General features: G+C 63.1%; 22 protein-coding genes. 9 read left to right on the top strand and 13 right to left on the bottom strand.

The features are described from left to right. Positions 1 to 17: 17 nt before the first annotated feature. The 4 genes from AC1RBA_RS21940 to AC1RBA_RS21925 form a co-directional block, all read right to left on the bottom strand. A complete protein-coding gene (locus tag AC1RBA_RS21940) occupies positions 18 to 1,313 on the bottom strand; it encodes an MFS family transporter (protein ID WP_492419822.1) in 1,296 nt (431 codons plus the stop codon). A 153-nt stretch (positions 1,314 to 1,466) separates the two neighbouring features. Beyond that, positions 1,467 to 2,669 (bottom strand): 3-oxoadipyl-CoA thiolase, encoded by a 1,203-nt coding sequence (gene pcaF, locus AC1RBA_RS21935; RefSeq protein ID WP_230502158.1) that lies wholly within the window; start codon positions 2,667 to 2,669, stop codon positions 1,467 to 1,469. Between the two features lie 72 nt (positions 2,670 to 2,741). After that, positions 2,742 to 3,383, bottom strand: coding sequence for a 3-oxoacid CoA-transferase subunit B (locus AC1RBA_RS21930; protein WP_492419821.1), 642 nt, complete (start codon positions 3,381 to 3,383; stop codon positions 2,742 to 2,744). A gap of 11 nt (positions 3,384 to 3,394) precedes the next feature. Continuing rightward, positions 3,395 to 4,093: a 3-oxoacid CoA-transferase subunit A gene (locus tag AC1RBA_RS21925; protein ID WP_121670423.1), complete on the bottom strand. Its 699-nt coding sequence runs from the start codon at positions 4,091 to 4,093 to the stop codon at positions 3,395 to 3,397. A 165-nt stretch (positions 4,094 to 4,258) separates the two neighbouring features. Here AC1RBA_RS21925 and AC1RBA_RS21920 point away from each other — a divergent pair, with 165 nt between their 5' ends. Then, positions 4,259 to 5,086, top strand: a complete 828-nt coding sequence (locus AC1RBA_RS21920) for an IclR family transcriptional regulator domain-containing protein (protein ID WP_492419820.1) — start codon at positions 4,259 to 4,261, stop codon at positions 5,084 to 5,086. Here AC1RBA_RS21920 and AC1RBA_RS21915 read toward each other — a convergent pair whose 3' ends face one another. Genes AC1RBA_RS21915 through AC1RBA_RS21900 form a run of 4 tightly spaced genes read right to left on the bottom strand, consistent with a single transcriptional unit; the run spans position 5,087 to position 7,213 of the window. Beyond that, positions 5,087 to 5,944, bottom strand: coding sequence for a ChaN family lipoprotein (locus AC1RBA_RS21915; RefSeq protein WP_492419819.1), 858 nt, complete (start codon positions 5,942 to 5,944; stop codon positions 5,087 to 5,089). Between the two features lie 42 nt (positions 5,945 to 5,986). Next, positions 5,987 to 6,418 carry a DUF6691 family protein gene (locus AC1RBA_RS21910; RefSeq protein ID WP_492402348.1) on the bottom strand — a complete coding sequence of 144 codons (432 nt, stop codon included), beginning with the start codon at positions 6,416 to 6,418 and terminating at the stop codon, positions 5,987 to 5,989. A gap of 8 nt (positions 6,419 to 6,426) precedes the next feature. Further along, the gene (locus AC1RBA_RS21905) at positions 6,427 to 6,852 is read right to left on the bottom strand and encodes a YeeE/YedE family protein (RefSeq protein WP_492419818.1); all 426 of its coding nucleotides are present in this window, start codon (positions 6,850 to 6,852) and stop codon (positions 6,427 to 6,429) included. 7 nt (positions 6,853 to 6,859) lie between these two features. Continuing rightward, on the bottom strand, positions 6,860 to 7,213 hold the full coding sequence (locus AC1RBA_RS21900; protein ID WP_035822023.1) for an ArsR/SmtB family transcription factor: 354 nt from the start codon (positions 7,211 to 7,213) through the stop codon (positions 6,860 to 6,862). 333 nt (positions 7,214 to 7,546) lie between these two features. Here AC1RBA_RS21900 and AC1RBA_RS21895 point away from each other — a divergent pair, with 333 nt between their 5' ends. Next, the gene (locus AC1RBA_RS21895; protein ID WP_409027864.1) at positions 7,547 to 7,951 is read left to right on the top strand and encodes a PEP-CTERM sorting domain-containing protein; all 405 of its coding nucleotides are present in this window, start codon (positions 7,547 to 7,549) and stop codon (positions 7,949 to 7,951) included. A gap of 71 nt (positions 7,952 to 8,022) precedes the next feature. Here AC1RBA_RS21895 and AC1RBA_RS21890 read toward each other — a convergent pair whose 3' ends face one another. The 4 genes from AC1RBA_RS21890 to AC1RBA_RS21875 are packed head-to-tail and all read right to left on the bottom strand — an operon-like array spanning position 8,023 to position 10,766. Further along, entirely contained in the window at positions 8,023 to 8,202 is a 180-nt protein-coding gene (locus AC1RBA_RS21890; protein WP_121670428.1) for a hypothetical protein, read from the bottom strand. Continuing rightward, complete coding sequence (locus AC1RBA_RS21885; RefSeq protein ID WP_492419817.1) at positions 8,199 to 8,600, bottom strand: DUF3224 domain-containing protein; 402 nt, start codon at positions 8,598 to 8,600, stop codon at positions 8,199 to 8,201. Before AC1RBA_RS21885 ends, AC1RBA_RS21890 begins: the two co-directional genes overlap by 4 nt. After that, positions 8,600 to 9,187 (bottom strand): DUF1697 domain-containing protein, encoded by a 588-nt coding sequence (locus tag AC1RBA_RS21880; RefSeq protein WP_070290442.1) that lies wholly within the window; start codon positions 9,185 to 9,187, stop codon positions 8,600 to 8,602. The genes AC1RBA_RS21885 and AC1RBA_RS21880 overlap by 1 nt, the downstream gene beginning before the upstream one ends. A gap of 13 nt (positions 9,188 to 9,200) precedes the next feature. Further along, on the bottom strand, positions 9,201 to 10,766 hold the full coding sequence (locus tag AC1RBA_RS21875; RefSeq protein WP_230502680.1) for a sensor histidine kinase: 1,566 nt from the start codon (positions 10,764 to 10,766) through the stop codon (positions 9,201 to 9,203). A gap of 207 nt (positions 10,767 to 10,973) precedes the next feature. On the opposite strand from AC1RBA_RS21875, the gene AC1RBA_RS21870 reads away from it, so the two are divergent. Then, on the top strand, positions 10,974 to 11,312 hold the full coding sequence (locus tag AC1RBA_RS21870) for a hypothetical protein (RefSeq protein WP_492419816.1): 339 nt from the start codon (positions 10,974 to 10,976) through the stop codon (positions 11,310 to 11,312). Next, positions 11,309 to 12,154: an HDOD domain-containing protein gene (locus AC1RBA_RS21865; protein ID WP_070221006.1), complete on the top strand. Its 846-nt coding sequence runs from the start codon at positions 11,309 to 11,311 to the stop codon at positions 12,152 to 12,154. Before AC1RBA_RS21870 ends, AC1RBA_RS21865 begins: the two co-directional genes overlap by 4 nt. 166 nt (positions 12,155 to 12,320) lie before the next feature. On the opposite strand, the gene AC1RBA_RS21860 is transcribed toward AC1RBA_RS21865, so the two are convergent. Beyond that, positions 12,321 to 12,647: a hypothetical protein gene (locus AC1RBA_RS21860; protein ID WP_034746769.1), complete on the bottom strand. Its 327-nt coding sequence runs from the start codon at positions 12,645 to 12,647 to the stop codon at positions 12,321 to 12,323. Between the two features lie 650 nt (positions 12,648 to 13,297). On the opposite strand from AC1RBA_RS21860, the gene miaB reads away from it, so the two are divergent. The 5 genes from miaB (at position 13,298) to AC1RBA_RS21835 (ending at position 17,778) form a co-directional block, all read left to right on the top strand. Beyond that, positions 13,298 to 14,665, top strand: coding sequence for a tRNA (N6-isopentenyl adenosine(37)-C2)-methylthiotransferase MiaB (gene miaB / locus AC1RBA_RS21855; RefSeq protein ID WP_121670432.1), 1,368 nt, complete (start codon positions 13,298 to 13,300; stop codon positions 14,663 to 14,665). Beyond that, the gene (locus tag AC1RBA_RS21850) at positions 14,662 to 15,726 is read left to right on the top strand and encodes a PhoH family protein (RefSeq protein WP_492419815.1); all 1,065 of its coding nucleotides are present in this window, start codon (positions 14,662 to 14,664) and stop codon (positions 15,724 to 15,726) included. The genes miaB and AC1RBA_RS21850 overlap by 4 nt, the downstream gene beginning before the upstream one ends. After that, complete coding sequence (ybeY, locus tag AC1RBA_RS21845) at positions 15,710 to 16,180, top strand: rRNA maturation RNase YbeY (protein ID WP_230502140.1); 471 nt, start codon at positions 15,710 to 15,712, stop codon at positions 16,178 to 16,180. The genes AC1RBA_RS21850 and ybeY overlap by 17 nt, the downstream gene beginning before the upstream one ends. Before the next feature lie 179 nt (positions 16,181 to 16,359). After that, positions 16,360 to 16,782, top strand: coding sequence for a DUF4259 domain-containing protein (locus tag AC1RBA_RS21840; RefSeq protein WP_492402343.1), 423 nt, complete (start codon positions 16,360 to 16,362; stop codon positions 16,780 to 16,782). A 117-nt stretch (positions 16,783 to 16,899) separates the two neighbouring features. Beyond that, entirely contained in the window at positions 16,900 to 17,778 is an 879-nt protein-coding gene (locus AC1RBA_RS21835; protein WP_034746750.1) for a CorC family transporter, read from the top strand. The last annotated feature ends 14 nt before the right edge of the window (positions 17,779 to 17,792 follow it).

Raw genomic sequence — 17,792 nt, 5'->3', positions numbered from 1 at the left:
CCCATTTTACGACAACGTTACTTCAGCAGTCCCGAGCGGCTCGGGTCCGGCATGCGGATGGCGACGATGAAGGAAATCAGGCACATGAGGGTCACGTACCAATAGAAATACTCTTCCACGTGCCAGGCCTTGAACTGCAGCGCCACGTATTCGGCCGAACCGCCGAACATCGCGTTGGCGACCGCATACGACAGGCCCACGCCCAGCGCGCGCACTTCGACGGGGAACATTTCCGCCTTGATCAGGCCGCTGATCGACGTGTAGAAGCTGATGATGGCCAGCGCGATGATGATCAGGCCGAACGCCGCGTACGGGCTGGAAATATCCTTCAAGGCATGCATGATGGGCAGCACGCACAGGGTGGCCAGGCCGCCGAAGAACAGCATCGAGGTGCGGCGGCCGATGCGGTCGGACAAGGCGCCGAACACCGGTTGCAGAATCATGTAAACAAGCAAGGCGCAGGTCATGACGGCGCTGGCCGTCTTGGTATCCATGCCGGCCGTGTTCACCAGGTATTTCTGCATGTAGGTGGTGAACGTGTAGAACACGAGCGAACCGCCGGCCGTAAAGCCGAGCACCGTGATGAAGGCGCGCTTATGCTTGAGCAAGCCGCGCAGGCTGCCCGCGTCCTTGTCCTTGCGCTCGCTGGCGGTGGTCGTTTCCGTCAGGGATTTACGCAGGTTCAGCGAGACGAGGGCCGCCAGGGCGCCAAACACGAACGGGATGCGCCAGCCCCAGGCGCGCAATTCTTCCAAGGTCAGCAGTTGCTGCAAGACCACCAGCACCAGCAGCGCCAGCAGCTGGCCGCCGATCAGGGTCACGTACTGGAACGAGGCGAAGAAGCCGCGCTTGCCCGATTCCGACACTTCGCTCATGTAGGTGGCGCTGGTGCCGTATTCGCCGCCCACGGACAGGCCCTGGAACAGGCGCGCCACCAGCAGCAGGAATGGCGCGAAGGCGCCGATGGTGTCATACGTCGGCATGACGGCGATCATCAGGGAGCCGCCGCACATCATCAGCACGGAAATCATCATCGACTGGCGCCGGCCGTATTTGTCGGCGATGCGGCCGAACAGCCAGCCGCCCACGGGGCGCATCAGGAAGCCGGCGGCAAAGATGCCGGCCGTCTGCAGCAGCTGCGTGGTCGAGTTACCGGAAGGGAAGAAGGCGTGCGAGAAATACAGCGCGCAGAACGAGTAAATGTAGAAGTCGAACCATTCGACCAGGTTACCGGAAGAAGCGCCAATGATGGCCTTGATGCGCTGCTGGGAAGTCAGCTGCGCAACGTCATGCGGAGTATCGTGGGATGTCATATCAATCTTCTTGTTCGTGTGAAAAAGCCAACGCCAGCCAGGTTGCCCGGGCTGGTTTTGCATCATACGCCCTTGATCAGGGTCAAAAAGCCGTCCGGCATACGGGTTAATACGTATCGCCGGCAACTATTTTTCGCCATCAGGCGCTGCCGGTCAGACCCGTTCCAGCACCAGCGCGATGCCCTGGCCCACGCCGATGCACATCGTACAGAGTGCATAGCGCCCGCCCGTGCGGTGCAGCTGGTTGACGGCCGTCATGGCCAGGCGCGCACCGGACGCGCCCAGCGGGTGACCGAGGGCGATGGCGCCGCCGTTCGGGTTGACGCGCGGATCGTCGTCGCGCACACCCAGCTGGCGCAGCACGGCCAGGCCCTGGGCGGCAAACGCTTCGTTGAGTTCGATGACGTCGAAGTCGGTCAGGGTCAAGCCCGTCATGGCCAGCACTTTCAGGGTGGCAGGTGCGGGGCCGATGCCCATGATGCGCGGCGCCACGCCGGCCGTGGCCATGGCCACGACACGGGCGCGCGGCGTCAGGCCAAAGCGGGCCGCGTTCGCCTCATCGGCCAGCAGCAGCGCCGCCGCGCCGTCGTTGACGCCGGACGCGTTGCCGGCCGTAATCGTGCCGTCCGCGCGCACGACGGGTTTCAGTTTGGCCAGGGTGTCCAGCGTGGTGGCGCGCGGATGCTCGTCGCGGGCGACGACGATGGGATCGCCCTTCTTCTGTGCAATGCTGACGGGGCAGATTTCGCTGTCGAACACGCCAGCCTGCTGCGCCGCCAGGGCCTTGACCTGGCTGGCCAGGGCAAACGCATCCTGGTCCGCGCGGCTGATGCCGAAGTCGCTGGCCACGTTTTCCGCCGTTTCCGGCATCGAATCGACGCCGTACTGCGCCTTCATCAGCGGATTGATGAAGCGCCAGCCGATGGTCGTGTCCTCCATTTTCATGCCGCGCGAAAAGGCGCTGTCGGCCTTGCCCATGACGAACGGCGCGCGGCTCATGCTTTCCACGCCGCCGGCGACCAGCAAGCCCGCTTCGCCGCTCTTGATGAAACGGGCAGCGCTGCCGATGGCGTCCAGGCCCGAGCCGCACAGGCGGTTCAGGGTGGCGCCCGGCACGCTGTCGGGCAATCCCGCCAGCAAGGCGGCCATACGCGCCACGTTGCGGTTGTCCTCGCCCGCCTGGTTGGCGCAGCCGTACAGCACGTCCGTGACGGCCGTCCAGTCCACATTGGGGTTGCGCGCCATCAAGGCGCGGATGGGCACGGCGCCCAGGTCGTCGGCGCGCACGCCGGACAAGCCGCCGCCGTAGCGGCCGAATGGGGTGCGCTGGGCATCGCAGATAAACGCTGCAGTCATATTTTTTTCCTCCAAGAAATATTTATGTAGGTCGGGTTAGTGCGCAAGCACGTAAGCCGACATTGCTGGCTGCTAACGTCCATCCAGCAGTGAAACCGGCGTCAACGCCTGCAACTGTTCAAAATTCAAGCCATCGACCAGTTCGACGACCGTGGCGCCAGCCGGCCCCAGGTCGAACACGGCCAAGTCGCTGTAGATGCGGCTCACGCACCCGATGCCCGTCAGCGGATAGCTGCAGGCCTGCACCAGCTTGCTTTCACCGCCCTTGGTCAGCAATTCCATCATGACCCAGGTTTTTTTCGCGCCGATGGCCAGGTCCATGGCCCCGCCCACGGCGGGGATGGCGTCGGGCGCGCCCGTGTGCCAGTTGGCCAGGTCGCCCGTGGCGGACACTTGAAACGCGCCCAGCACGCAGATGTCCAGGTGGCCGCCGCGCATCATGGCAAAGCTGTCGGCATGGTGAAAATAGCTGCCGCCCGCCAGCAAGGTGACGGGCTGCTTGCCCGCGTTGATCAGGTCGTAGTCTTCCTCGCCCGGCGCGGGCGCGGGGCCCATGCCGATCACGCCGTTTTCGCTGTGCAGGATGATCTCCGCGCCGGCCGGCAAGTGGTTCGCCACCAAGGTCGGCAAGCCGATGCCCAGGTTCACGACGGCGCCTTCATGGATGTCGGCCGCCACGCGGGCTGCCATTTGATCTCGATTCCATTTATTCATGTTGATTTTCCTCAGGCTGCTTTGAAGCCGGCGGGGCCGGTGGCCGTGCGCGGCACTTGCACGATGCGCTGCACGAACAGGCCCGGCGTGATGACGTGTTCGGGGTCGATGCTGCCCAAGTCAAGCACCTCGTGCACGGAAGCAATGCTGACCTTGGCGGCCATGGCCATGATGGGACCGAAGTTGCGCGCCGTCTTGCGGTAGGTCAGGTTGCCCCAGCGGTCGCCCTGCTCCGCCTTGATCAGGGCGAAATCGGCGTGGATGGGCGACTCGAACACATACATGCGCCCGTCGATCTCGCGCGTTTCCTTGCCCTTGGCCAAGTCCGTGCCATAACCGGTGGGCGTAAAAAAGCCGCCGATGCCGGCGCCGGCGGCGCGGATGCGCTCGGCCAGGTTGCCCTGCGGCACCAATTCCAGTTCCAGCTTGCCCGCGTGGTACAGGGCGTCGAAGACGTGGGAATCGGCCTGACGCGGGAACGAGCAGATGATCTTGCGCACCTGCCCGTTTTTCAGCAGGGCGGCCAGGCCCGTGTCGCCATTGCCCGCGTTGTTGTTGACGATGACGAGGTCGCGCGCGCCCTGGGCGATCAGGCCGTCGATCAGCTCGGCCGGCTGGCCCGCGCCGCCGAAGCCGCCAATCATGACGGTGGCGCCATCGTGGATATCGGCCAGCGCATCAATCACGCTGGAACGCAGTTTGTCGATCATTGCGGTCTCCTCCCAATCAAACTCATTAGTCATTTGTTCGTATATCGAACAAATATTCGCATTTAGAACTTATTCGTGAGAATATGCCTGATCGGGGCGCTTGTCAATTTGCCGTTTTCGCCAGCGCCATGGCTATAATTGCCACCTTGCCCCATTGGAATTGCCATGACCGCACGCAGCCGCACCTCCCTTTCCACCGAAGAAACCGTCGATGCCGACGGCGCGCCGCGTCCCGGCGACAGCTATGTGCAATCGTTCGCGCGGGGCCTGGCCGTGCTGCGCAGCTTTGGCGCGGAGGCGCCGCAACAGACCTTGAGCGAAGTGGCGGAACGGGCGCAGCTGACGCGCGCGGGCGCGCGGCGCATCCTGCACACCTTGCTGCATCTCGGTTATGTGGAAGCGGATGGACGGCTGTTCCGTTTGACGCCCAAGGTGCTCGACCTCGGTTACGCCTATCTGTCATCCTTGCCCGTGTGGACGCAGGCACAGCCGCTGCTGGAAGAATTGATGCAGACCTTGCGCCAGTCGTGCTCGGCCACCGTGCTCGACGGCGACGACATCGTGTATGTCGTGCGCCTGTCCGCGCACCGCACCATGTCGATCAACCTGGGCATCGGCAGCCGCCTGCCCGCCTACTGCACCTCGATGGGCAGAGTGTTGCTGTCGGGCCTGGCGCCCGACGTGCTGCGCGAACGGCTGTCGAAGATGGCGCTGCTGAAGATCACGCCGGCCACCAAGGTCGATATCGAGGTCCTGATGGAAGAGATTGCGCAAGTGCGGCGCCAGGGCTGGTGCCTGGTGCAGGAAGAGCTGGAACAGGGCTTGATCGCCCTGGCCGCGCCCGTGTTCGACCGGGCGGGCAAGGTGGTGGCGGCGATCAACGTCAGCGGCCAGACGGCGGGGCCGTCCGTGGCACACCTGCTGGAACACAGCCTGCCGAAACTGCTCGACACGGCCAGCCGGGTCAGCGCCCTGGTGCGGGTGCAGCAGTAGTTACTTGTTAAACTTCGCGCACAGGTCCGCGCGCGGCTGGGCCGGCATCGTTTGCGTCAGGTCGAACGTACCCTGGTAACCGGCGACGCCCTGTTCCAGGTAGCCGATGCTGCGCAGGTTCAGTTGCGGGTCGGCCAGTTTCAGCCAGCGGGGCACGCCGATATCCTTGCGCACATGCACATTGCCGGCGATCAGCACCACGTCGCGCGGCGCCTGGTCGCGGATCAGCTTGGCCATCCAGATATCGCGCGCCACCTGGGCGTTGACGACACCGTTGATCATCATGTCGGGCAGCATATTGCAGCGGGCCGCCTGGGCTTCCTTCTTTTGCCCTTCCAGAATATCGGCCGGCACGGGCGCGGCCAGGTACGTGGCGACCATCGCGGGCGGCATGGACCACTGGATACCGTCGCGCACGATGCGCGAGGCATCGGCCGGCGACAGGTTGCCGGCGACCAGGGTCAGCTGGTAGCTGATGACCAGGTCCAGCACGGGCCGGTACAAGCTCCAGTCCCAGCGCGGCTGTTCCATCACGCGGATGATGCAATCGGGGTCGGCGCAATCGCGCGCGGCGCGCGTCAGCAAGGCCTGGTTTTCGCGGTCGAACTGCTCCATGACGATCACGGGACGCCAGCCGGCCGCCAGGCGGCGCTGCAATTCCGCGACCCTCAGGCGGTGGCCTTGCGCATTGTCATGCACTTCGCCGAGCAGCAGCACTTGCGGATTGGGCAAGGTGTCGGCCACGGGCGCGGGAGGGGGCGGGGCTTCCTTCTTCAGCAAGCCGCCGCAGGCGGACAGCGCCAGCATGCTGCACAGCAGGGCGGCGCGCGCGCCGGCGCGGAAAATCACGGTCTTCATGTAAGCAGTATCCAGAGTGGCGATGCGCCAGATTGTACCGTCTCAGGCCGGCGCAGGTGCCTTGCGGCGCTCCAGCACTTCAAAGAGCAGCATGCCGGCCAGCATGGCGCCGGTAAACAGCCAGGCCTTCGGCTGGCCCGCCAGCAACGACACGAGGGCGGGACCGGGACAGAAACCGGCGATGCCCCAGCCCGCGCCAAAGGCCAGGCTGCCCAGCAGCAAGCGCCGGTCGATGCGGCGCGACGCGGGCAATTGCATGGGCTCACCCAGCAGCGAATTGCTGCGCCGGCGCGCCAGCCAGAAGGCAGGAAGGGCCACGCCGATGGCGCCGCCCATCACCAGCGCCAGCGATGGGTCCCAGGCGCCGGCCAGGTCGAGGAAACCGAGCACCTTGGCCGGGTTGGCCATGCCGGAGACGATCAGGCCCAGTCCAAAGACGAGGCCGCTCAACAGGGAAAGGATGAGCTTGCTCATAAGCTTGCTCACAGATGGCGCAACAGATACACGGTGAGGAAACCGGCCGCCATGAAGGCACACGTGGCCGCCAGCGAACGCGGTGACAGACGCGACAGGCCGCACACGCCGTGGCCGCTGGTGCAGCCGGCGCCATAGCGCACGCCCACGCCCACCAGCAAGCCCGCCACGATCAGGGCAGGCGTACCGGCGTCGACCTGCACGGGCGGCAAGGCTTGCCACAACTGCCACAGCAGGGGCGTGCCGATCAGGCCGGCGAGAAAGGCGATGCGCCAGCCCAGGTCGCCACTGCGCGGGCGCAGCAAGCCGCCAAGGATGCCGCTGATGCCGGCGATGCGGCCATTGAACAAGATCAATAGTGCCGCCGCCAGGCCGATCAGCATGCCGCCGGCCAGCGCGGCCCATGGCGTGAAGTGCGGCCAGTCGATAGTCATGGCAGGATCAGTCGGCTTCGTCGTTGAACGTGGGGCGCGGCGCGCAAAATTGCGCGTACAGTACTTGCAGCACGGCCAGCACGGGCGCGCTGGCGACGCGGTAATAGATCTGCTTGCCGTCGCGCCGCGTGGCCACCAACATCTCTTCGCGCAGCACGCCCAGCTGCTGCGACAGGGTCGGCTGGCCGATGCCCACTTTTTGCTCGAGGTCGCTGACGCAATGCTCGCCCTGCGATAGCTGGCACAGCAGCATCAAACGGTCGGCATTGCCCATGGCCTTGAGCAGCGAGCTGGCCTTGTAGGCCGAACCCCGCATGGCGTCGAGGTTGTATTCGGCGTGTTGTGTTGCAACTGTCTCCATCGTGCCCTCCCACAGGCGGTCATATTGAATAGCGTGCGATAAACAATATACTAATCAATATATTGTTTTCCTGCTGGCGATTCGCACAAAAAAACAACAGTGTTTTTCGGCGATAGCGTGCTTATGCAAAGTGTGCGGCAGCGATCATGTTTACGCTATCAAAATGACAAATATTCGTAATAAAGAGGAAATAAACGTATCAAAAATGTCACGATCTATGCTGTAATGGGAGAACAGCAGAAAAATCATGATACGCCCCCGTACAGGCGAATTGTCCGTCCATGCGCTAGCCGGTTTCGGCTGCGCCGCGCGGTGAACAACAGGGAGAGCACGATGAGAATCTATCAGCCGTTATGCGTGGCCTTGCTGGCGCTGTCGGCCAGCACGGGGAGCATGGCGGCAGTCAGCGACACGACGGCCGGCAAGCAGGAAGCCGGCGAACGCGTGACGATCGATGAAAGCATCAGCTTGAATAACAATCCTGGCTGGGAAACGCCGGACTTGCCGTATGCACGCCTGCTGGCCAGCAGCACCGCGACGGCGGCACCGCACTGGAGCAGCAGTGGCGCGCGCCATGCGGCCCTGGCGCCGCCCAGGCCCACGACGGCCGCGACCGCACAGCAAACCAGCGTACCGGCCGCCGTGCCGGAAGCGAGCATGTACTCGATGCTGCTGGTGGGATTGGGCCTGGTGGCCTTGAGCCTGCACGGCGAAAAACAGGAAAAATTCGACAACTGACGGCGCCTGCGCTGGCAAGTGCGCTGCTGCAAAACATTCCGCCTGGTGCGGAATGTTTTTTGATGGCGTCCTCATTTATCGAGCAGGCGGCAGACCCGTTCGATATTCCCCACCGGAATGCCCGACTTCAGGGCGCGCGCGATGCAGCCCGCCTTGTCCGGGCCCGAGGCGGACATGAGCACGAAGGCCGTCACCACCGCGCTGATGGCGACGAGCACGATCAAGACGCCCTTGACGATATCCCAGTTCATGGCGTCTCAACAATGTCATATGTAAAATCATAATAATGCTTGCCCTCCTCGATGCGGATGGCCAGGCTGCCGGTGAGTCCTTGCAACTGGCCCGTACCCGTATCGGGCACCACCGTCACGGACAAGGCGGGCGCGCCGCGCGTCATGCTGCCGCTGTGCTGCAAATAAGAACTGCCGTGGCGCCCGTCCAAAGTGCCTTCCACCCATTCCAGCGCCACATAGCCTGCCGAACCGGTCACGCTGGCACGCGCGCTGAGCATCTCGCCCTGCGCGCTGGCGTCGAGGGCGCCGTGGTAGCGCTTGGCTAGCGACAAGCGTCCCAGCCCCGACTGCGCGGCCGTGTCAGACAAGGCTTCCGGACGGATGATGACGTCGAATGTCCCTGAAATGGAAGGCATCAGTGCTCCTTGGTAAATGAGGATATGGCTGCCGCATCCGCTCCGTTCAGCAGCGCATATAATTTTTGCATGGTGGCCCAGTTGCGCGAGGTGACGCCGTCGCCCAGCAGCACACCGAGCGCCGCCACCACCTTGCTGGCCAGCACGCCATCGGGACACCAGGCATACGCGGCCCAGCGGCCCAGCGCCAGCGCTTCGGGCTGCCACGACTGCTGCAAGAGCGGCGTCAGGCGCTGCACGTCGGCCGGATTGTTCAGCACCAAGGTCAGCAGGCGTGCCGCATCGGTCGCCGGCGCCAGGGTGTTTTGTTCGACCAGTTCGGCAAACTGGCTGGCCGACAGCACCGTCACCCTGGCCGCCACGCCCAGTTTCAGCACCAGCGCTTCCTCGATGCGGGCAGCGGCCTCGGCCGGCGCCACCGCCCCCCCGTCATACACGACGTTGCCGCTGTTGAGTACCGTACGCACCTGCGCAAAACCGAGGTCGCCCAGCAGCTTGCGCAGGTCGGCCATGGCCACGCGCTTGGCGCGACCCACATTGATCCCGCGCAAAAGCGCCACTTGCTGACTGTTTTCTATCTGTGCCATGTCTTCTCCTTGACTATGCCTGGCTGCTGGTGCTTTCCGGCAACGGCGTCACCGTGGGCAGGCGCAGCAGGAACGTCGCGCCCTGCCCCAAGGTGCTGCTGACCGTGATGGTGCCGCCAAACTGCTTGGCAATCAAGTTGAACACGATATTCAAGCCCAGCCCCGTGCCGCCCTGCCCGCGCCGCGTGGTGACAAACGGATCGAACACGCGGTCGAGCATGTCGGGCGCGATGCCGCGGCCGTTGTCGCGCACCTGCATGGCGATCGCGTCGCCGTCGCGGCGCACGCCGATATGGATATTGCCCGCCGTGTCCGCATCGAAGGCGTGCTCGACGCAGTTCAAGACCAGGTTGGTCAGCACCTGCGCCAGCGCACCCGGATAGCTGTCGAGCATGATGTCAGGCGGGCAATCGATATCGATGCTGATGCGCGTCTTTTTCAGGGTCGGCTGCAGGCTCGAGATCACTTCGCCGATATAGTCGCGCAATTCGAACAAACGGCGCGCCTCGCTGACCTGGTCGACGGCGATCTGCTTGAAGCTGTGGATCAGATGCGCGGCCCGGTAGGCATTGTTCATGATCAGCCGCGCGCTTTCGCCGGCCGTTTCCAGGTAGCGCACGATGTCGGTCTTCTTCACGTTGCCGCCAGCCACCGCCGCGCTGATGTCATCGGTGGCTTCCTTCAGTACCGAAGCGCTGGTCAGCGCGATGCCGACCGGGGTGTTGATTTCATGCGCCACGCCGGCCACCAGGCTGCCCAGCGAGGCCAGGCGTTCCGACTGCAGCAACGATTCCTGCGCGCGGCGTAGCTCGTCCATGGCCTGCGCCGTTGCCTGCTGCGAACGGCGCGCCATGTCTTCCGCCTCGCGGCTGCCTTCGATGATGGACTTGAGCTTGCGCTGCACGGCATTGAAGCCGCGGATCACGTCGCCCAGTTCGTCGCGCCGGCTTTCCGGCAGCTCTTCGACCTCGTCGCTGCCGCGCGTGGCCAGGTCGAACAAGCCGTCGCGCAACTGCTTCAGGGGGTCGAAGACGATGCGCAGGCTCAGCGCCAGGGCGCCCACGAGGATGATGTCAAGCAGCAACACTTCCAGTACCTTGCGCCGCACTTCGCTGCGCAAGGCCGCATCGATCTGCGCGCGGCTGAAATTGACGATGACCTTGCCGACGATCACCGGCTTGCCGCCCGAGGCCGCCGCCACGGCGTCGCGGAACACCAGCGGCGCCTCGACGGGCGTGCCGCCCATGGCCACGTCCGCCTCAAGCGGCACTAGCGTGCCGGCCGCGTCGCGCACTTCGCCGGCGAACAAACCGACCGAGGCGTCATAGACGCGGATGCCGACCAGTTCCGGCGGCAGCATTTCGGCCGCCACGATGCTGTCGACCTTGGATTTGTCGAGGTCCCACAGGGCGGACGGCAAGCTGGTCTGCAAGCGCGTGAGCACGCCGCTGCGCAGGCGCGCGCTGCCCGATTCGAGTTCCTTGCTCAAGGTATATTGGGTATAGCTGCCGGAAATGCCCAGCACCAAGGTGACGATCACGACAAAAAGCAGGGTCAGCCGGACTTGGATACTCACCATCAATCAACACTCCCCGGGCCAGGCCAGCCGCCAGCCCGCGGCGCGGGCGCAGATACGTCAGCAATGCAAGGGCCTGATTCAAATGTACGGTATGACATGCTTATTGGCAAGATTTACAGCATTCCCAGTTTCGATAGAGACTTTGATGCAGGTTGAGACATTGCGTCATGGCAATGGTAATATCCCGCAATCATCTAAGGAGTCGTCATGGCGGTCACGCATCAACATCTACCCCTGGAACAAGTTCGTCCCGGCATGATCTTGTCGGATGTCTTGCTCGATGCGCATGGACAAGTGCTGTTGCCGCAAGGTGCGGTATTGACGGAAAACATGCTGGCTCTGATGCCTCGCCACAACATCGACATGCTGCCGATCCAGGCGCCGCCCCCGTCGCCGGAAGAAGTCGCCGCGCAGCAGGCGGCCGACAGCGAACGGCTGGCCTACCTGTTCCGCAAGCATGACCCGGACGATCCCCTCGATGCGGCCACCACCTTGCTGCGCAACTATGTCACGGCTTACCGCCTGGGCACGGGAGAGGCCGCATGAGCACCCAGCTGACGCTCGACGATATCGTCGCCCACCTCGATGACCTGCCTTCGCTGCCCGCCGTCGTCATGGAACTGCTCAACAGCATAGACCAGGAAGACGTCGATATTTCCGTGCTGGCCAAAAAAGTGTCGTATGACCAGGCGCTGACGGCAAAAACCCTGCGCCTGGCCAACTCATCGCACTATGGCCTGCAAGTGAAGGCCACCACCATCCAGCAGGCGATCACTTACCTGGGCTTCCAGACCACGCGCAGCCTGATCACCTCGGCCGCCATCACGGGCTGCTTCCCGGAAGGCCGCTGCCCCGGTTTCGACGACAAGGCCTTCTGGCGCCATTCGGTGGCGACGGCCGCCTGCGCCAAGGTGCTGGCGCGGCAGATCCGTTTCAACCAGGATTACGCATTCACGGCTGGCTTGCTGCACAACATCGGACGGCTGGTGCTGGTCAGCAGCTTTCCCGCGCACTACGCGCAAGTCATCGCACACCAGGCCGCGCACGATTGCAGCCTGCTCGAAGCGGAGCAGGCCGTGCTGGGCGTGGACCACGTGCAGGCGGCCGTGGCCCTGGCCGAACACTGGAATTTTTCCGACACCATGCGCCTGGCGCTGGGCAACTACCTGCAGCCGGAAGCGCCGGGGGCAGGCTTTCTCGCGTCGCTGATCCACGTGGCCCATGCGATTGTCTGCGCGCTCGACCTGGCGCAGGCAGGCGACGACATGGTGCCGCGCGTCTCGCCGGTGGCCTGGGATGCGCTGGGCCTGGGCGAAGACGCGTATCTGCAGCTGTTCCGCGAAACGGAACTGCGCTACGACGAAATCACCTCGGCACTGCTGAGCTGATCAATATCCTCACGAGGCCGCAAACGCAAACGGCTCTCGCTGCGAAGCGAAAGCCGTTATGGGTACTGCGATACATCCATGTTACCCGGTCCATGCTGCCCGGTCCACGCCAGCCTGTTGCCGCCAGCAGCTACGCAAGCGGCACAGTCAGCGCGCAACCGCCACATCAGTGCGCGTAATTCGATTCTTGCGCATCGCCGCGGTCTTCCGCTTTTGGACGGCCCTGGGCGTCGGACAGACGATACTTGGTGCGGCGATCGCCCATCAAGTCGCGCAGGTCGCGGATGCTCATGCCCGTCACTTCGTGCATGCGGATCAGCAGCGAGGCGCCGACCGGCAAGCGGTGGTGGCGGATCTTGCTGATGACCGGTGGCGCCACTTCAAGCAGGCGCGACAGGGCTGCATCATTCTTCAGCTGCATCTTGCTCAGCAGAATATCCAGCAGGTGGTTCGGGTTGTAACTCTCTTGCGATGCTAATGCATGATGTGCCATGATTTTTCCTCGTCTGGTGAATGTAGAAAATAATGCCGATATGAACTTAAGGCTGGCTTAGAGTGTTTAAATAAACGTCCTTCCAACTGATTCAGCCTTCCCCCGCCTTTTTCCTTATCGCACTGCCCGCACAGGACTCGCACAGCCACGCCCGGCCAACGTACGCAACTTGCCGCGTGAGTAAAAGCACTGCAACCCACCAAAATGAATTGCATATAAGACAATATACTAGTCCAAACACGCAGCATCTGCGCCTCGCGCAAACTTCCTGATTGTTAAATATCAATCAATCTGCTGGTTGGCTTGGCAACGATGCTATTTCAACACATTAGGATGCCAGCGGGCGCACACAAGGCTTTGCAGCAACTTGTTACAAATCAATGGTGCCGTACAGCAATAAATGCTTTTCAGCATCGCCGTTCCGGGCGCCTTGTTCACATCGCAACCTTGCCGGCAAGATCAGCACGACATGGCCCGTGCCGGCGATTTACGCTAAACTATGGCCTGAACTTGCAGCGAGCCTGCCACCGGGCAGCCAGAGGCGCCCGGCCGGTCATCCACCGCGCCCAACCCTGAGCGGCCCCCTGCGCCGCAGCATCCTGCCCACCCATCTTGTTTGCCGCCACATTTACCGATAAGCGCCCGACTCCATGCAGAAAAAAGTATTCATTAAAACCTTCGGCTGCCAGATGAACGAGTATGACTCGGACAAGATGGCCGACGTGCTGGGCGCCTCCGATGGCCTGGTGCGCACCGACACGCCGGAAGACGCCGACGTCATCCTGCTCAACACCTGCTCCGTGCGCGAAAAGGCGCAGGAAAAAGTGTTTTCCGACCTGGGCCGTCTGCGCGAGCTGAAACTGGCCAAGCCGCACCTCCTGATCGGCGTGGGCGGCTGCGTGGCCTCGCAGGAAGGCGACGCCATCGTCAAGCGCGCGCCGTATGTCGACATGGTGTTCGGCCCGCAAACCCTGCACCGCCTGCCGCAGATGATCGAACTGCGCCGCGCCAGCGGCGATGCGCAAGTGGACATCAGCTTCCCGGAAATCGAAAAGTTCGACCACATGCCGCCGGCCAAGGTGGAAGGCGCTTCGGCGTTCGTCTCCATCATGGAAGGCTGCAGCAAATATTGCAGCTACTGCGTCGTGCCCTACACGCGCGGCGAGGAAGTGTCGCGCCGCTTCGAGGACGTGCTGACGGAGGTGGCGGGCCTGGCCGCCCAGGGCGTCAAGGAAATCACCCTGCTGGGGCAAAACGTGAATGCCTACCGGGGCGCGATGGAAGGCGGCGAGATCGCCGACTTCGCCCTGCTGCTCGAATACGTGGCCGACATTCCCGGCATCGAACGCATGCGCTTCGTCACCAGCCACCCGAAGGAATTCACGCAGCGCCTGATCGACGCCTACGCGAAGATCCCGCAGCTGGTCGACCATCTGTACCTGCCGGCGCAGCACGGTTCCGACAAGATCCTCGGCGCCATGAAGCGCGGCTACACGGGCCTCGAATACAAGTCCATCATCCGCCGCATCCGCGCCGTGCGCCCGAACATGGCCATTTCGTCCGACTTCATCGTGGGCTTTCCTGGCGAGACCCAGGCCGATTTCGACGCCATGATGAAGCTGATTGCGGACGTGGGCTTCGACAACAGCTACAGCTTCATCTTCAGCAAGCGCCCCGGCACGCCGGCCGCCAGCCTGGAAGATGACACGCCGCACGAGATCAAGCTGGCCCGGCTGCAGCAGCTGCAGGCGGCCATCGATGCCAATACGCGCAAATACAGCCTGGCCATGGTAGGCACGGTGCAAACCATCGTCGTCGAAGGCCGCTCCAAAAAGGATACAGACGATAGCGAGCTGCAAGGCCGCACCGAGAACAACCGCGTGGTCAATTTCGACGCCGGCCCGGACGGTTTGCAATTGATCGGCCAGCTGGTCGACGTGCGCATCACCGAAAGCCATTCCTACACCCTGCGCGGCGAACTCGTCGCCAGCGCCCCCGCATTGAAAAGAGCCAGTTGAAAACCAAAGCCCCGATACAGCCGCATTACTTCATCCCCGAGCCGCTCGACAACACGCGCCTGGCGCATCTGTGCGGACCGCTCGATGAAAACCTGCGCCAGATTTCCGCCGCCCTCGACGTGACGATCTTCCGCCGCGGCGAGAAATTCATCGTCGGCGGCAGCAACGCCGAGCGCGCCGTGGAAATCCTCGAACAGTTCTACGCCATCGCCAACAAGGTCGTGCCGCTGGAAGAAGTGCAACTGGCCCTGGTGGAACAGCGCGCGGGCCTGTCCGCCGCCTCCGAACACCACGCCAACGCGCCCATCAGCACCTTCGTCGAGCCGGACATCGCCAGCCCCGTGCTGAAAACGCGGCGCTCCGACCTGCGCGGACGCACGCCGCACCAGATCGCCTACCTGCGCGACATACTCGAACACGACATCAGCTTCGGCGTGGGTCCAGCCGGCACGGGCAAGACCTACCTGGCCGTCGCCTGCGCCGTCGACGCGCTCGAACGCGACGCCGTCAAGCGCATCATCCTGACGCGCCCCGCCGTCGAAGCGGGCGAGCGCCTGGGCTTTTTGCCGGGCGACCTGGCGCAAAAGGTCGACCCCTACCTGCGCCCCCTGTACGACGCGCTGTACGATTTGCTGGGCTTTGACCGCACGCAGAAGCTGTTTGAAAAACAGGTGATCGAGATCGCCCCGCTGGCTTACATGCGCGGGCGCACCCTGAACCACGCGTTTGTCATCCTCGACGAGGCGCAAAACACCACCGTCGAACAGATGAAGATGTTTTTGACGCGCATCGGCTTTGGCAGCAAGGCCGTGGTGACGGGCGACGTGACGCAAGTCGACCTGCACAAGAGCCAGACGAGCGGCCTGATCGACGCCGTGCACGTATTGAAAGACGTACGCGGCATCGGCTTCACGCAATTTAACAGCACCGACGTGGTACGCCATCCGCTTGTCGCGCGCATCGTCGACGCCTATGAAACGGCGCAGGCGGCCAATGCCGACGCCGCCCACCTGCCCTCCTTATTGAAACCAGCCGCCGCCAAAAATGTCCGAAAAAAATAAACTGTCCTTGTCCGTGCAATACCCGGATGCCCGCCTGGAAACCCTGATCACGCGCCCGAAAGTGCGCCGCTGGGTCAAGGCGGCCCTGTTCGCCCCGGCCGAATTCACCATCCGCTTCGTCGACGCGGAAGAAGGCCGCAGCCTGAACCGCGACTACCGCGAAAAGGACTACGCCACCAACGTGCTGACCTTCGCCTACAACGAAGGCGAAGAGTTGAATGACGACGAGCCGACGCGCGCCGACATCATCCTGTGCACGGACGTGCTGGAAAAGGAAGCGGCCGAGCAAAAGAAGAGCGTGGAAGAACACACGGCCCATCTGATCGTGCACGGCGTGCTGCATGCGCAGGGCTACGACCACATGGATGACGAGGAAGCTAGCGAAATGGAAGGGCTGGAGACGGAGATCCTGGCCAAACTCGGCATTGCCGATCCGTACGCGGACCCAAAATAAACCGCGCAGATTGGGGCGGTCGGTAGGTCGGGTAGGTCGGGTTAGCCCGCAGGGCGTAAGCCGACACATGCTTGCTTCACCATGATGCAAGCTGCACAGTGTCAGATTACGCTGCGCTAATCTGACCTACGTCTGACCTGCATACAAATAGCGCCAACGCGCGCACACAAGGACATACTATGGGCACTTGGGCCACTGACGCCTTCGGCAACGACTACGCCATGGATTGGGCGCAGGATTTGCACGAATATAAAACACTGGAACTGGTCGAGACGACGCTCGACAACGTCATCGACAGCACGGAAGCGGAACTGGAAGCGCCGTTCGCCGCCGAGGCGCTGGCCGCGCTGGAAGTGATCGCACGCCTGCTGGGCAAGCCGGGCGAGGACGACCCGGCCACGGCCGAGGTTGACGAATGGGTGGCCGCCTGCAAGAAGAAAGTCACGCCGCCGCTGCTGGAAAAGGCGCGCCTGGCCTTCGACAAGATCACGGCCGAAGCGTCGGAACTGCGCCAGCTGTGGCAGGACAGCGAACACTTTGCCGACTGGCAGGCCGACGTGGCGCACTTGCGCGCGCGCGTGCTGGGCCCGGAAGCGGCGTAAAAGATCGCGCAACGGCGCACTTCAACGTATTAAATTTGCATCAAAAGCGGGGAAATCCGGTATTCCCCCACTTTTGGTGTATCCTATATCCCTTCGCAACAACGGCTCACGCCTCCTATGCCCGAGCACCCTAGTGGCGTCAGAACTGACGTCAAGCCCCACCGGTCACTGTTTGAACGCCTGACCGCACTCATTTCCCCCGAGCCAGAGAACCGTGCAGAATTGCTCGAAGTTCTACACGATGCGCATGAACGCAAGCTGATCGACGCCGACGCCCTGTCGATGATCGAAGGCGTGTTCCAGGTGTCGGATCTCTGTGCGCGCGACATCATGATTCCCCGTTCGCAAATGGATGTCATCGACATCAGCAAGCCGATCGAGGAATGGATGCCGGAAGTCCTGTCCACCGCCCACTCGCGCTTCCCCGCGATCGAAGGCGAGCGCGACAAGGTCATCGGCATCCTGCTGGCGAAAGACTTGCTGCGTTATTACGCAGAAGAAACTTTCGACGTGCGTGACATGCTGCGCCCCGCCATCTTCATCCCCGAATCGAAACGCCTGAATGTGCTGCTGCGCGATTTCCGCGCCAACCACAATCACATGGCCATCGTCGTCGATGAATACAGCGGCGTCGCCGGCCTGATCACCATCGAAGACGTGCTGGAACAGATCGTCGGCGATATCGAGGACGAATACGACTTCGACGAAGCCGAGGACAATATCCTCTCGCTCAAGGAAGGCCAGTTCGGCCCCCGCTGGAGGGTCAAGGCGCTGACCGAGATCGAACAGTTCAACGAAGAAGTGGGCAGCCACCTGGTGGACGACGACGTCGACACCATCGGCGGCCTCGTGTCGAAGTACCTGGGCCGCATGGCGCACAAGGGCGACATCTTCGACCTGGGCAATTTGCGCTTCGAGGTGCTGCGCGCCGATGCGCGCCAGGTGCACGTGCTGCTCGTCGAGCGCCTGCCCAATGTGCCGGAACTGGAACTCTGACATGCGCGTGCTGT

It is taken from the genome of Janthinobacterium sp. GW823-FHT03B06, assembly GCF_058796955.1.
This window is presented reverse-complemented; position numbering and strand designations above follow the sequence as displayed.

Excerpts from the sequence above, each read along its gene's own strand:
- AC1RBA_RS21870 (WP_492419816.1), top strand. The coding sequence starts at position 10,974 with ATGGCGGTCACGCATCAACATCTACCCCTGGAACAAGTTCGTCCCGGC.
- AC1RBA_RS21865 (WP_070221006.1), top strand. The coding sequence starts at position 11,309 with ATGAGCACCCAGCTGACGCTCGACGATATCGTCGCCCACCTCGATGAC.
- AC1RBA_RS21910 (WP_492402348.1), bottom strand. The coding sequence starts at position 6,418 with ATGAGCAAGCTCATCCTTTCCCTGTTGAGCGGCCTCGTCTTTGGACTG.
- AC1RBA_RS21920 (WP_492419820.1), top strand. The coding sequence starts at position 4,259 with ATGACCGCACGCAGCCGCACCTCCCTTTCCACCGAAGAAACCGTCGAT.
- ybeY (WP_230502140.1), top strand. The coding sequence starts at position 15,710 with ATGTCCGAAAAAAATAAACTGTCCTTGTCCGTGCAATACCCGGATGCC.
- AC1RBA_RS21930 (WP_492419821.1), bottom strand. The coding sequence starts at position 3,383 with ATGAATAAATGGAATCGAGATCAAATGGCAGCCCGCGTGGCGGCCGAC.
- AC1RBA_RS21895 (WP_409027864.1), top strand. The coding sequence starts at position 7,547 with ATGAGAATCTATCAGCCGTTATGCGTGGCCTTGCTGGCGCTGTCGGCC.
- AC1RBA_RS21860 (WP_034746769.1), bottom strand. The coding sequence starts at position 12,647 with ATGGCACATCATGCATTAGCATCGCAAGAGAGTTACAACCCGAACCAC.
- AC1RBA_RS21840 (WP_492402343.1), top strand. The coding sequence starts at position 16,360 with ATGGGCACTTGGGCCACTGACGCCTTCGGCAACGACTACGCCATGGAT.
- AC1RBA_RS21900 (WP_035822023.1), bottom strand. The coding sequence starts at position 7,213 with ATGGAGACAGTTGCAACACAACACGCCGAATACAACCTCGACGCCATG.
- AC1RBA_RS21915 (WP_492419819.1), bottom strand. The coding sequence starts at position 5,944 with ATGAAGACCGTGATTTTCCGCGCCGGCGCGCGCGCCGCCCTGCTGTGC.
- AC1RBA_RS21885 (WP_492419817.1), bottom strand. The coding sequence starts at position 8,600 with ATGCCTTCCATTTCAGGGACATTCGACGTCATCATCCGTCCGGAAGCC.
- pcaF (WP_230502158.1), bottom strand. The coding sequence starts at position 2,669 with ATGACTGCAGCGTTTATCTGCGATGCCCAGCGCACCCCATTCGGCCGC.
- AC1RBA_RS21905 (WP_492419818.1), bottom strand. The coding sequence starts at position 6,852 with ATGACTATCGACTGGCCGCACTTCACGCCATGGGCCGCGCTGGCCGGC.
- AC1RBA_RS21880 (WP_070290442.1), bottom strand. The coding sequence starts at position 9,187 with ATGGCACAGATAGAAAACAGTCAGCAAGTGGCGCTTTTGCGCGGGATC.
- AC1RBA_RS21940 (WP_492419822.1), bottom strand. The coding sequence starts at position 1,313 with ATGACATCCCACGATACTCCGCATGACGTTGCGCAGCTGACTTCCCAG.
- miaB (WP_121670432.1), top strand. The coding sequence starts at position 13,298 with ATGCAGAAAAAAGTATTCATTAAAACCTTCGGCTGCCAGATGAACGAG.
- AC1RBA_RS21875 (WP_230502680.1), bottom strand. The coding sequence starts at position 10,766 with ATGGTGAGTATCCAAGTCCGGCTGACCCTGCTTTTTGTCGTGATCGTC.
- AC1RBA_RS21890 (WP_121670428.1), bottom strand. The coding sequence starts at position 8,202 with ATGAACTGGGATATCGTCAAGGGCGTCTTGATCGTGCTCGTCGCCATC.
- AC1RBA_RS21925 (WP_121670423.1), bottom strand. The coding sequence starts at position 4,093 with ATGATCGACAAACTGCGTTCCAGCGTGATTGATGCGCTGGCCGATATC.
- AC1RBA_RS21835 (WP_034746750.1), top strand. The coding sequence starts at position 16,900 with ATGCCCGAGCACCCTAGTGGCGTCAGAACTGACGTCAAGCCCCACCGG.